At 40.9% G+C, this 12,327-nt stretch carries 12 protein-coding genes; 2 read left to right on the top strand and 10 right to left on the bottom strand.

What is annotated here, in order from left to right; translation table 11 throughout:
* Positions 1–59 precede the first annotated feature (59 nt).
* The 3 genes from DABAL43B_RS04680 to queC all read right to left on the bottom strand — a co-directional run bounded on the left by DABAL43B_RS04680 (position 60) and on the right by queC (position 2,095).
* The gene (locus DABAL43B_RS04680) at positions 60–557 is read right to left on the bottom strand and encodes a peroxiredoxin (protein ID WP_079691295.1); all 498 of its coding nucleotides are present in this window, start codon (positions 555–557) and stop codon (positions 60–62) included.
* 161 nt (positions 558–718) lie between these two features.
* Entirely contained in the window at positions 719–1,048 is a 330-nt protein-coding gene (locus DABAL43B_RS04685) for a hypothetical protein (protein ID WP_079691296.1), read from the bottom strand.
* Positions 1,049–1,315: 267 nt separating this feature from the next.
* On the bottom strand, positions 1,316–2,095 hold the full coding sequence (queC, locus tag DABAL43B_RS04690; RefSeq protein WP_079691297.1) for a 7-cyano-7-deazaguanine synthase QueC: 780 nt from the start codon (positions 2,093–2,095) through the stop codon (positions 1,316–1,318).
* Positions 2,096–2,497: 402 nt separating this feature from the next.
* On the opposite strand from queC, the gene ttcA reads away from it, so the two are divergent.
* A complete protein-coding gene (gene ttcA, locus DABAL43B_RS04695; protein ID WP_079691298.1) occupies positions 2,498–3,676 on the top strand; it encodes a tRNA 2-thiocytidine(32) synthetase TtcA in 1,179 nt (392 codons plus the stop codon).
* A gap of 104 nt (positions 3,677–3,780) precedes the next feature.
* Here the strand turns inward: ttcA and DABAL43B_RS04700 are convergent, their stop codons facing one another.
* The 6 genes from DABAL43B_RS04700 to ccoN all read right to left on the bottom strand — a co-directional run bounded on the left by DABAL43B_RS04700 (position 3,781) and on the right by ccoN (position 9,911).
* A complete protein-coding gene (locus DABAL43B_RS04700) occupies positions 3,781–4,362 on the bottom strand; it encodes a FixH family protein (protein WP_079691299.1) in 582 nt (193 codons plus the stop codon).
* A 212-nt stretch (positions 4,363–4,574) separates the two neighbouring features.
* Positions 4,575–5,984 (bottom strand): cytochrome c oxidase accessory protein CcoG, encoded by a 1,410-nt coding sequence (gene ccoG / locus DABAL43B_RS04705; RefSeq protein WP_079691300.1) that lies wholly within the window; start codon positions 5,982–5,984, stop codon positions 4,575–4,577.
* A 470-nt stretch (positions 5,985–6,454) separates the two neighbouring features.
* Positions 6,455–7,603 carry a cytochrome-c oxidase, cbb3-type subunit III gene (gene ccoP / locus DABAL43B_RS04710; protein ID WP_079691301.1) on the bottom strand — a complete coding sequence of 383 codons (1,149 nt, stop codon included), beginning with the start codon at positions 7,601–7,603 and terminating at the stop codon, positions 6,455–6,457.
* Positions 7,600–7,782 carry a cbb3-type cytochrome oxidase subunit 3 gene (locus tag DABAL43B_RS04715; protein ID WP_079691302.1) on the bottom strand — a complete coding sequence of 61 codons (183 nt, stop codon included), beginning with the start codon at positions 7,780–7,782 and terminating at the stop codon, positions 7,600–7,602. The genes ccoP and DABAL43B_RS04715 overlap by 4 nt, the downstream gene beginning before the upstream one ends.
* Complete coding sequence (gene ccoO / locus DABAL43B_RS04720) at positions 7,782–8,420, bottom strand: cytochrome-c oxidase, cbb3-type subunit II (RefSeq protein WP_079691303.1); 639 nt, start codon at positions 8,418–8,420, stop codon at positions 7,782–7,784. Before ccoO ends, DABAL43B_RS04715 begins: the two co-directional genes overlap by 1 nt.
* Before the next feature lie 9 nt (positions 8,421–8,429).
* Positions 8,430–9,911, bottom strand: a complete 1,482-nt coding sequence (gene ccoN / locus DABAL43B_RS04725; RefSeq protein WP_079691304.1) for a cytochrome-c oxidase, cbb3-type subunit I — start codon at positions 9,909–9,911, stop codon at positions 8,430–8,432.
* An 851-nt stretch (positions 9,912–10,762) separates the two neighbouring features.
* Here ccoN and DABAL43B_RS04730 point away from each other — a divergent pair.
* Positions 10,763–11,152: an SCP-2 sterol transfer family protein gene (locus DABAL43B_RS04730; RefSeq protein WP_079691305.1), complete on the top strand. Its 390-nt coding sequence runs from the start codon at positions 10,763–10,765 to the stop codon at positions 11,150–11,152.
* A 129-nt stretch (positions 11,153–11,281) separates the two neighbouring features.
* Here the strand turns inward: DABAL43B_RS04730 and DABAL43B_RS04735 are convergent, their stop codons facing one another.
* The gene (locus tag DABAL43B_RS04735; protein WP_079693034.1) at positions 11,282–12,265 is read right to left on the bottom strand and encodes a hypothetical protein; all 984 of its coding nucleotides are present in this window, start codon (positions 12,263–12,265) and stop codon (positions 11,282–11,284) included.
* Positions 12,266–12,327: the final 62 nt, after the last annotated feature.

Here is a 12,327-nt window from a genome sequence, read left to right on the forward strand (position 1 = left end):
ACTATCAAAAGCACAATGAAAGAATATCAAAAAAAAGTATCGCAAAATTTCTAAACAAACTAGGGTACTAGTGTGGCTAATAAACGCTCTGTATAGTCTTTTGCCCGTAGATTGCGCTGCGCATGAGTGAGATTGCCATTTTTATCAAATACAAATGCTGAACGTACAAGACCCAAAGTGATTTTGCCATACATGTTTTTTTCTTTAATCACGTCAAAATATTGGCACAGTTTTTCATCACTATCACTGATAAGGGAAATATTAAGATGGTGTTTAGCAATGAAGTTTTCGTGAGATTCGACACTATCGCGTGAAACCCCAATGATGTCATAGCCTAAATCATCAAACTCATTAAGATGAGCGGTAAATTCTGTCGCTTGTGTGGTACAGCCAGGCGTATTGTCTTTTGGATAAAAATAAAGGATCAGTCCTTTACTCGTATTAGCCACGAGCTCTTTTAGACTAATGTCGTCATGGATAAAATTGCCGTCTAGCTCGCGTACGATCGTAACTGGGAAATCAGGTAGAGTAATGGTTTCTGTGGTCGGCTTTGCCATCGTAAAATCCTTATTAGTTTTGGTTAAGCATATAGTGTTATTAGTGGTCTTATTATAGGCAGATTAATAGAAATAAATACTCGGCTTTACACTTCACTTATGTATTAGCAACAAAAAAGACTGGCAATGACCAGTCTTTTGTATTTTCGAGCAATTATTGGTTAAGCAGGTTTTTGTGGCTGCTTTAAATCTAAACCAACGGTACATTGTTGCAAATCTTTTTGCATTTTCTTCACATAAGGTAGGTTTGATGGGTCTTTTTTGTTTTGCGCGTAGCTTTCAATTTCCCACATTTGACCAATGGTCATATTGCTACGGACACCAATGGTGCAATCACAAAGTTTGGTTGCTGTGCTTTTGTCAGCCACTTTATATTTAACCGCGCCGTTGACGCAGGTATTGATGTTACTTTGTTTAATATCGGCAGCATTTGCTTGTGGCATTGCAAACAAGGCAGCGAGAGCTAGGGGTAATACTGGCAACAACTTCATAAATATCCTCTTACGGGTGACGTCAATTTCTTAAATTTTATATTCACGGCAAAACTTGTTACTTTAATGAGTGCTTGTTTTTATATATTGAGCTATATAGCAGCACTCATATCTTGTGATAGGTTTATTCGTCCATACCATAGCAAGTATATTGCTTAAAATACAACGGCAGCGTGCTGTGTTAATGCAAGCGAATGTTTCGCGAATGTTTAATGGTCTTTATTTTAAGACAATTACTCTTATTTTTTAAGATAATTATTTTTGCTATTACGATTGATAATGGGTTGGATCAGCAATGCCTACTTGCGCAAAACCTTGACGGCGCAAGGCACAACTATCACAGACACCGCAGGCAAGACCCTTTGCATCTGCTTGATAACAAGAAATCGTCTGTCCATAATCGACTCCTAGCGATAGACCAAGCTCGATAGTTTTGGCTTTTGATAGTTGTTGCAGCGGTGTTTGAATCGATAAATGATGACCGGTCACGCCAGCTTTGGTGGCAAGGTTTGCCATATGTTGAAAGGCTGCAATGTACTCAGGACGGCAGTCAGGATAGCCTGAATAATCAACTGAGCTAACGCCAATCACAATATGATTGGAGTCGGTCACTTCTGCCACTGCCAGCGCATAAGATAAAAATATGGTATTGCGCGCTGGTACATAAGTATTTGGAATGGCGTCGTTATCAATCTCATCATGCTTTTTATTAGGGAATTTATCGGCATCGCCATCAGGCACAATCATACTGTGGTCGGTTAGCGATGAGCCCCCAAGCTGTGCGATGTCGATATCAATGACTCTATGATTCACCTCTGCGGCGTCAGCGATGGCTTTGGCGGCGACAAGCTCACTATTATGACGTTGACCATAGTCAAAACTGACTGCTGTCACAGAGGCATAGCGCGCCTTTGCCCAATATAAACAAGTCACTGAATCAAGTCCGCCTGACAGTAGCACAACAGCATTTTGGCTCTTATGAAGTGCATTCAAGTCGGCAGTGCTTTCTTGATTAGGGGAAGTGGTCTGTGGAGTAACGTTCGTCATAGTGGTATCTATTATTGGTTTACGAAAAACCCCTATTTTAGCAAAAATACGGTCATTACTGAACCTTAGAGACAGTATTAAAATAATATTAAAGCAATATTATAAAATTGGAAAAAATGCCTTATAAGCCGTCAGCCGTTATTTATCCATAGGGCAGGGTTTAGACGAATTTGGAGGTTTAATACTATAATTTAATGTCATATTTTCAATCTGTTAGCAAATTTTGTTATAATCGCTGCTGCTTTAAAGTTCTGTTTCATTGAAAAGCAGCAATGCTAGCACATAGCCAGATATCGTTTTATCGCAACCCTTTTTATATTAAGTTGATTGATTTTTTATATTAAATCAATTTATTTCACATTTTTATAGTAAAACAATCCTTGTAAAGACATTGAGTAATTTATGACCGCAGCCACCTTGTTTACGCCAAAAATCACGCCTCAGTTTGAAGATAGCTCTATGAATGCTGACTTGTACAGTTATGATTTGGAAGCTGGTGTCGAGTCTGGTATAGATGAAATACAATACGATGAGGGCGATGTTGATTCTACTGATGAGCAAGCTGCTGAAACCTTGACGGACGAGCAAGAATTGACTGAGTCTGCATACTTTCGCAAGTTACAAAAAAAGCTACGCCGCCAAGTATCATGGGCGATTCGTGATTTTAATATGATCGAAGACGGCGATGTGGTAATGGTCTGTGTCTCAGGCGGTAAAGACAGCTATACTTTGCTTGATATTCTTTTACTGCTAAAACGTATTGCACCGATTAATTTTGATGTCGTGGCGGTCAATCTTGACCAAAAGCAGCCAGGGTATCCTGAAGAAATTTTGCCAGCATATCTGAACGAGCAGGGCATCGCGCATTATATTTTAGAAAAAGATACTTATAGCATTGTTAAAAGTGTGGTGCCAGAAGGCAAAACCTATTGTTCGGCATGCTCACGCTTACGCCGTGGCTCACTGTATGGATTTGCCAAACAAATCGGCGCGACCAAGATTGCGCTAGGTCATCATCGCGACGATATGTTGGCGACTTTCTTTTTGAACTTATTTCATGGCGGTTCGCTGAAGTCTATGCCACCCAAGTTATTGAGTGATGACAAGCAAAATATGCTTATTCGCCCATTAGCTTATGTCGAAGAAAAGGACATTATTGAATATGCGCGCTTAAAAGAATTTCCGATTATTCCATGCAATTTATGCGGCAGCCAAACCAACCTACAACGTGCGATTATCAATGATATGCTGCGCGAATGGGATGATGCGCACCCGCAGCGCTTAGCGTCTATTTTTAAAGCGATGCAAAATGTTGCTCCCTCGCAATTAGCAGATCGCGAGTTGTTCGACTTTGAGCGATTAAGTCTCGAGCGTGACGATAACGAGCGTTTATTTGAAGGTGATAATATTCAAGCTGGGCAAACAGAAAGTCTGGCCGAGATTGGATTACCAGTTGCGCCAAAAACGCAGGTATTCAATCCAAAATTTGCCAGTCATGATACGCAAGCAGAAAAGCACACTAAGACAGTCAACAGCAGCCAAACAACGCAAAAAATCCCAACGATTAATCCAATTATTTAACTTGTTGTTAGTGATATCTCTTTAGATTATCTCCATAAAAAAACCAGCTCATTATAGATTAATGGCTGGTTTTCTTATTTTAGCAATGTTTACTTTTAACCATATCAGCTTTTATCAAAGACAGGTAGCGGATTAAAGCTAACCTCTGAGCGCGGCAGTTTAGCGACATCTTGCATACGCCAGTCATCTTTACCATCATTACTGACCTGTAAATAATACTTCGCTTTTAAGGGGTCAATCTGCACTTGCGCGCTGTACTTATTACCTTCTTGGTGTTGTAGTACCACATCGCGATCTTTTTTGATGTCGGTTGCATGCGAGATAGATAAATCCAATGTATCAGGATAAGTTAGCGTCTCGCCATTAAGTAGCTTGCCTGTTTGCAAGCTTTTCTCAGGATAATTCAGATAAAAAGTAACATTACCAGCATCTGAAAACTGCATTTTACCGTGCAAGTCTAAATCATATGTCAGTTTATCACGTCCAACATCGTGATATAGCGTCTTGCCATCCATATACCAGTCGTCACGCACCACGCTATCACGAATTTGGTAAGAGTAATAGACAAACCAAATACAGGCAATAACCACAAAAGCTGGCATACCAATCACAAAGATAATGACCATGTAGTTTTTATACCATGGTTGGCTATCTTGATGCTTAAAGTTCGGTGCTGGAGCAGACATAAAATACCTATTAGTAAATAGTAAAGTACCACTTAAATCTAGCAACTGATAAACCCACCATTAAAAGCTGCTAGACGAATGATAATCAATAATCGCAGCCAGTATAGCTTGATTTAAAAGATACTGCATCTGCTAAGTGCCTGATTTATCTAAAATTTAAGCGTTCAATAAATAAGCCATTAGCAGAATAAGTTGGAGATTTTAATTAACCGTTACTGACCTTGAGTGGTAAAGATATTTTGCTTACTGACTTTATATTTACCATCTTCACTCACTACATTTAAAGTCACTGGCGTTTGACCTGATTCGATAATATCTGGATCACCATAAATACTGACGGACATATCGAAGCTTTCACCCGGCTCTAACGGTACATCGTTAAAGCGCAGCTCTAAACTCATGCCATCTTGTGGCGCTAAAGTAATTTTATAAGTATGCGGCTCTTGTGTTTTATTGGTTAATTTTACAATATAGCTATTTTCAATCATCCCTTGAGCATTAGTTGAGGACAACTGGTTACGGTCACGGCGAATATCAATCTCTAATGGCACACGATCCGATAAGGCATAAATAACACCACCACATAACACTGCCAGTAGGGTCAGATAAGCAAAAAACCGCGGACTGAATACTCGGGTCTCTTCTTTTTCCACCAACTGCCGCTCCGTAGTATAACGAATCAGTCCCCGTGGATAACCAACCTTGTCCATAATCTCATTACAGGCATCGACACAAGCCGCGCACTGTATACAGGCTACTTGCAAACCATCACGAATATCAATCCCAGTAGGGCAGACCTGCACACACATTAGGCATTCAATACAATCACCTAAGTCTTCAGGATTGGTACCTTTTTTACGTGCGCCGCGAGGCTCACCACGCTCATAATCGTAAGAGACAACCAGTGTATCTTTATCGAACATCACACTTTGAAAGCGGCCATAAGGACAGATTTGAATACACATCTGCTCACGCATATAGCCAGCATTAACATAAGTAGAAAAGGCAAAGATAAATATTGAAACCCATATCCACGTTGCCCAATCAGGAAAGGGTATAAATCCGATCATTTGCCAACTTTGATATAGGGCATCTGTGCCCGACACATAGCTGACGAAAGTAGTTGCCGTAATCATCGAGAATACAAACCAAATAAAATAAACCAAAAAGCGCTTAAAAGCTTTGCTGACGCTCATCGGCTCTTTATCGAACTTAATACGTTTGTTACGGTCGCCAATCACCAATTTCTCAGTGTATTGGAACATATGCGTCCAAATAGTCTGCGGACACGCATAGCCACACCACACTCGCCCTGCGTAAACGGTGACCATAAATAAAGTAAAAGCCGCAATGAGCGCAAATGCTGCAATAAAGTAGAAATCTTGGGTTAAAAAGGTCATCCCAAAAATATAGTAATGTTGCGATGGGACATCAAACCATATGGCTTGCCTACCGTTATAACGTATCCACGGTAGAATGAGGAACAGCGCCAAAAATGCATACATACTGATAATACGGATATTTTGATAAAATCCTGTGACAAATCTAGGATGAATACGTTTTTTGGTGGCGTTAAGATCGACTTCAATAACAGGAATTCGATTGGGTTGTGGTGCTGACATAAACTTGCCTCTTTAAGAAAAGAATCAGTCTGCTGGCATGGGTAACAAACACCTATTTTAAAAACAAGATGCGTAGACGTGCGGTGTTATCAATGTCAGTAAGTAGTGGAGTCGTACTGCAAATCTGAATACTATTTCAACTACCAAATGAGCGATTATATATAACGAATTATAATAGCGACTATTTTAGCATTCTCCTTAGTATAAATGGGGAGACAATCTAAAAAAACAATCATTATATGAATATAAATAGCGATTGATAGCCTATGTTTTACCTAGTCTGTAGTCTTAGCTATCAGAAAAAATTGATGATCAAAATTATCTGTTAATAATGGATACTGACGTTCTAGTTAAATATCATTAACTCAATATATTGAACAAAATTATTTCAATAAAAAAGGAGAACTGCAATGACAGTTCTCCTTTTTAAATATTAACTTCTTATGAGTTAGCAATCTAACAAAGTGCTACTAATTAGCAGTAGCCGCTGCGGGTACTGCTGCTTTAGAAGCAGTGGCATTGGCAGGCATTGTTACTTTGGCTGTTTGCGCACCTCGGTCTGATAGCGAATAAACATAAGCAGCAAGTAACATAATACGCTCGTTACCTAACTTAGTTTCCCACTCAGGCATTACACCGGCGCGACCATAACGAAGGGTCTCACGGATAGTTTCGCGGTCACCACCATAAAGCCAAATATTATCAGTTAGATTAGGCGCACCTGTTGAAATCATACCTTTACCTTCTGGACCGTGACAAAGTACACAGTTAGTCGGTTCTTTAAATATGGTTTCACCTTGGGCAACTTTAGCTTGATCAAGATCATAACCAGGCTGATTGCCAGAGATAGACAGGACGTATTCTGCAACCGCACGTACACCATCTTCACCGATTTGATCACGCCATGCTGTCATACCACCAACGCGACCTTTATGTAGTGTGGTCAAGATATTAGTAGCTTCACCACCATATAGCCAATCGTTATCAGTCAGGTTAGGATAGCCAGTTGCACCTTTAGCGTTAGAACCATGGCACACCGAGCAGTTCTGTAAGAATAAGCGGCTACCGACCTTTAAAGCATTCGGGTTTTCAGAAAGCTTTTCTACATAAGGCGCAAGTTCTGCCGTTTTCTCATCAATTTTGGTCTGTAAGTCTGCTGGTGGAGTCTCGCTGCGACGCAATGTTGCTTGCATCTCAGATAGGCTAGCCAAGGTTTTAGTGGCACCACTAGCATCCGCTTTTGCCAAAATATTCTGCTCAAAGTTATCCGTAAATACTTTGTTGTTGCTCTCAAGGTCACTATTCAACTCGTTGTGAGAGGTCCATGGCACGGTTTTGCCATCCACTTCTACGGTTGCAATACCATCCCAGTGTTTTGGAAACATAGCGGGGAAGAATACCCAATAGGCAACACCCCAAATGATTGAACCAAAAAATATCACTAGCCACCATTTAGGCAGCGGCTTGTCGTATTCCTGAATACCGTCATAAGTGTGACCTGTGGTACCGTCTTCTTCTACTTCTGGCTTATATTTCAATACCATTAGTAAAACACCGAGGATAAACGCCCAGCACATGAAACTCAGTACGGTAATCCAAGTACTCCAAAAAAATGTCATCGTTTATCCTTATTGCGCTGCTCTTCAGATAAGGCTTCTACATCCTCGTCATCAAGCGCAAGTTGTGCATCTTCTTCGAAGCGTTTTTTGTTTTTTGGCGAATACGCCCACCACGCCACACCTATAAAAGCTACGAAGGCAGAAACGGTTGCAATTGTTTGTAATTCACCAATACCCATTAGCGCTGTCCTTCCATTGCAGTACCTAATTGCTGTAAATAGGCAACCAAAGCATCAAGCTCAGTGGCACCAAGCACAGCATCTGGCGCTCCTTCGATATCTTCTTCAGTATAAGGAACCCCGAAGCGATCGCGGAATAGACGCATTTTGGTTTGAACATTGGACCCATTAACTTCGTTGGTCGCAAGCCAAGGGAAACCAGGCATAACTGATTCAGGCACTAACGAACGTGGTGCGATGAGATGTTGTTTTTGCCAATCTTCAGAATAGCGGCCACCGACACGTGCTAGATCAGGTCCAGTACGTTTCGAGCCCCATAAGAATGGATGATCCCACGTTGATTCTGCAGCACGTGAGTACGGCCCATAACGTTCAACTTCAGCACGTAGCGGACGAATCATTTGGGTATGACAAACGTGACAACCTTCACGAATATAGATGTCACGACCTTCAAATTCAAGCGCAGTCCACGGTTCCATAGCAGGAAGGGGAGCGTTCACCCCACCTTCTTCAGGACCCTTGTTATCATATATTAGCGGTACGATTTCAACTAGCGTTGCAAAACTAATAGCAATCACAATACCGATGACCAACAAGCCTGTATTTTTTTCAATAATTTCATGCGGTGTACCAGCCATGATCGCTCCTTATACGTTAGCTGCCGAAGGTTTATCAACACTAGGTTCATGATCCGTTGGGTCAGCGATATCTACAGGCTTTCCTTCTGGCATCTTAAGTGTTTTATAAACGTTATATGCCATCACAAACATACCCGATACATACAGTAAGCCACCAAAGGCACGACCAATATATGGGAAATGTGAGAACTCAACCGTATCAACGAAGCTATATACTAAAGTACCATCTGGATTGGTAGCAAGCCACATCATGCCTTGGCCAATACCTGAAATCCACATTGATACGATATAGAAGATAGTACCCGCTGTCGCCAACCAAAAATGCGTGGTGATTAAGCTGATTGAATACATTTTTGGCTTGTTATAGATACGTGGTAACAGTACATATAACGAACCAATGGTAATCATACCAACCCAACCAAGTGCACCTGAGTGTACGTGACCGACTGTCCAATCCGTATTATGCGATAAAGCATTGACGGTCTTAATCGACATCATTGGACCTTCGAAGGTTGACATTGCATAGAATGACAATGCCACAATCATAAAGCGAATGATCGGATCGGTACGTAATTTATCCCAACTGCCTGATAAAGTAAGTACACCGTTAATCATACCACCCCAAGACGGTGCGAATAGGATGATTGAGAATACCATTGCCAAAGACTGCGTCCAATCTGGAAGCGCTGAATAATGCAAATGATGCCCACCAGCCCACATATAAGAGGCGATTAGTGCCCAAAAGTGAACGATAGACAAACGATAAGAATAAATAGGACGACCAATCTGTACCGGAACGAAGTAATACATCATCCCAAGGAAGGCTGCCGTTAAGTAAAAACCTACTGCATTATGCCCGTACCACCACTGCACCATCGCATCGGTTGCACCGCCAAATAATGAATAAGATTTAAACGCACTAACAGGAATAGCCATACTGTTTACGATATGCAGTAGTGCAATCGTAATAATAAAGGCTGCAAAGAACCAGTTAGCCACATAAATATGTGAGGTCTTACGTTTGATGAGCGTACCAAAGAAAACGATGGCATAAGAAATCCATACCAAGGCAATCAAGATATCGATTGGCCACTCCATCTCAGCGTATTCTCTGGTCGTAGTTAAACCTAGAGGAAGCGTAATCACTGCTGACACGATAACCGCTTGCCAACCCCAAAAGGTAAACCAAGCTAGGTAAGGAGCAAATAATCTTGTCTTACACGTACGTTGAACGATGTAGTAAGACGTTGCGAACAAAGCACTACCACCGAATGCAAAAATAACCGCATTGGTATGCAGTGGTCTTAGACGACTAAATGTCAACCATGGAATGTCAAAGTTGAGTGCTGGCCATGCTAACTGTGAAGCAATGAACACGCCAAGACTCATGCCGATGATGCCCCAAACTACGGCCATTATCGTAAAGAATCTTACGACAGTAATTTCGTACTCACGGTCAACTGGGGCGACTGCTGTGTTTTGTAAACTCATTGGATGATTCCTTTACAGCCCGAATTATCAACAGAATTAACTAACTCTCCGCGGCATCTGTATTATATAAAAATATATAACCAGATAAGGATTGCGGTACATGCTGTTTTTTGACTTATCTTATCAGGCTGACGTTATTAACTATCAAGCTAAGCTTTCGCTAGGTATCTGCTGCTGATGGGCAGAGAACAGCGCTAAAAATGCACGGCACTCACAGCTAGTCGATAGTAGGATTGTTAATAAAATGTCAGGTTTAATAAGAAAGTATGCCTTCCTTGAGCATCAAACATCTATTGAGGCGAAGTATTTATCTTCATTATTACTGATAAAAAAAGTACTAACGAAGATAAATACTGATATTCAACTGGTGATAAAAAACTTATCGACCATCAATGTATGCTAGCGGTGGCTGACAAAAAAACATGTTTACGTAATGTTTAGTTAAAACTCCCGACTCTGTTTAAGGGTATTGTAACGCAAACCTAATAAAATATCATCAGAACTATGCGCCAAAATACAAACTCTTTGGTAAAAATATTAGCAAGCAACTTATTATTGCTGCACTATCCACCTATTTTATACCCAATCTTCATACTATTCTAGGGGTGAAAAAATATACTGGTAACAAGGTTAAAAAACAAATTATTCACAAGGTTTTGTAACAATTGCAGTGCTAGCGCTACAAATAGGTTTTACTTATTATGAAGTCGCATCTTATAATGAGACTGAGTATGGTAAGTAATAGAGTGTTTTTGACAGCAATGTTAATAACACTTTGATCATTTAAATAGCGGTCAGGCTAGGGTTATAAACAGCATTAGCCTACCATAATAAGCATTAAGGATAATAATATGGCAGTTTTTTTGACAGATGAGTGGTTCGATCAAGTTGAACAGATGGGTAACGAGGCCGGTGAGTTAAATTTACCACCTGCGCTGGCTAATATGATTGTTAATCTCAAAGTATCTGACGCCGAACAAGATATCGAAGCCAGTTTCGCGGATGGTTTATTACATCGCGGCTTAAATGACGCGGCGACGACCACCTTGTTGCTTGATCGCAGCATTTTACAGTCGATCATCACAGATTTCGATACCAATGAGATCATGGGCGCGTTTATGGGTGGTAAAATCCGTGTCGAAGGTGATATGTCACAATTGATGGCGGTACAAACTGCCCGTCCAAGTGCTGAGCAAAAAGAGCTTTATAGCCGTATTAAATCAATGACCACGATGGCTTAATTTTTTATTGATTTACTTATGTTTAGCTCAAGTAAAAAGCCCCTAATGGATAATTAGGGGCTTTTTATTTGAGCGTTCAACCTGATTGTGAGCGCCCGTTAAATTCTAAAATGAGCGGTTCAAAGCTTACTAGCTGGCTTTTGATTGTTGTGCAGCCGCTTGTGGTTTCTGATTTTCTTTATAAATAGCAGCTTGTAGCCAGACATTCGCTTGCACATAATCATGAACTTTAATAGAGGTAGTCTCTGGCGTTTTGAGCGCGCCAATACGCACCACAAATGGATCGGCATCTTGCTCACGTAATATGACGACATCAAATAAAATGATTGGCTTACCATTGAATAGCGTGTCCTGCTTGCCAAGCACCTGACCTTGACACCATGCTTCGTCTTCTTGTCCCAAGGTGTCGCCAAATAGATAGGCACACATGTGGCCCAAATTGATCTCTACTGGTGCCATTTGTTCTTTGGTTTCTGGCTGCCACTCTTTGATCTGCTCTTGTAAATCGTCGGGTATTTTTCCGTCATTGGCAGCGACAATATCATTAAAGGCACGGTGATAGCGGATAGACTCTTGGTCTTCCACCATAATCACCTCGTTTTGTTCACTTAGCTTAATCTCATGCGCCCAAGCACTAAGATTGACGAAATAAGCCATATCTTGCTGATACAAATGACGGTTGGCGGTATAAAGTTGATCAAAAGCATAGATGATACTACCGTCAGTCGTGCGTAAGCGTAGTACCGCATCGTGTGAGTTGTCATTGACAATCATACGTTCGATTTTACATGTCAATCCATAGGGGCTATCAACACAAGGATAGGCATTGATAAAACATTCAGGCTTACCATCTTTCATAGCCAGTACTTGATTGATGTGACAAGGCTGGTCTTCAGATAGGAGCAAGCAGCTGTCTTTTGCGGCACTGACGCTGGTATTAAGTCCCTTAGGCATTGCGGCCTGCTCAATCATCTTCTGTAACCATTCTGGTACATCATGACTCATGTCATCGGTCAAAATACGCCAATGATCAGCATGACCTGCGGACTGCTCGTCAGTTAAAGTGATTTTGGTGGGAGATTGGATGTTTTTATATTGGTAATTAATAGTCATGAATATACTCAAACTTAAGTCAGCCATGAGGTTTGGCTCTGAAACTGTGATTGCTGACTACC

This window comes from Psychrobacter sp. DAB_AL43B, from assembly GCF_900168255.1.
GTDB lineage: Bacteria > Pseudomonadota > Gammaproteobacteria > Pseudomonadales > Moraxellaceae > Psychrobacter.

What these genes read in the sequence shown, in the direction of transcription:
- DABAL43B_RS04680 (WP_079691295.1), bottom strand. Translation starts at nt 557, where the DNA reads ATGGCAAAGCCGACCACAGAAACCATTACTCTACCTGATTTCCCAGTT.
- DABAL43B_RS04685 (WP_079691296.1), bottom strand. Translation starts at nt 1,048, where the DNA reads ATGAAGTTGTTGCCAGTATTACCCCTAGCTCTCGCTGCCTTGTTTGCA.
- queC (WP_079691297.1), bottom strand. Translation starts at nt 2,095, where the DNA reads ATGACGAACGTTACTCCACAGACCACTTCCCCTAATCAAGAAAGCACT.
- ttcA (WP_079691298.1), top strand. Translation starts at nt 2,498, where the DNA reads ATGACCGCAGCCACCTTGTTTACGCCAAAAATCACGCCTCAGTTTGAA.
- DABAL43B_RS04700 (WP_079691299.1), bottom strand. Translation starts at nt 4,362, where the DNA reads ATGTCTGCTCCAGCACCGAACTTTAAGCATCAAGATAGCCAACCATGG.
- ccoG (WP_079691300.1), bottom strand. Translation starts at nt 5,984, where the DNA reads ATGTCAGCACCACAACCCAATCGAATTCCTGTTATTGAAGTCGATCTT.
- ccoP (WP_079691301.1), bottom strand. Translation starts at nt 7,603, where the DNA reads ATGACATTTTTTTGGAGTACTTGGATTACCGTACTGAGTTTCATGTGC.
- DABAL43B_RS04715 (WP_079691302.1), bottom strand. Translation starts at nt 7,782, where the DNA reads ATGGGTATTGGTGAATTACAAACAATTGCAACCGTTTCTGCCTTCGTA.
- ccoO (WP_079691303.1), bottom strand. Translation starts at nt 8,420, where the DNA reads ATGGCTGGTACACCGCATGAAATTATTGAAAAAAATACAGGCTTGTTG.
- ccoN (WP_079691304.1), bottom strand. Translation starts at nt 9,911, where the DNA reads ATGAGTTTACAAAACACAGCAGTCGCCCCAGTTGACCGTGAGTACGAA.
- DABAL43B_RS04730 (WP_079691305.1), top strand. Translation starts at nt 10,763, where the DNA reads ATGGCAGTTTTTTTGACAGATGAGTGGTTCGATCAAGTTGAACAGATG.
- DABAL43B_RS04735 (WP_079693034.1), bottom strand. Translation starts at nt 12,265, where the DNA reads ATGACTATTAATTACCAATATAAAAACATCCAATCTCCCACCAAAATC.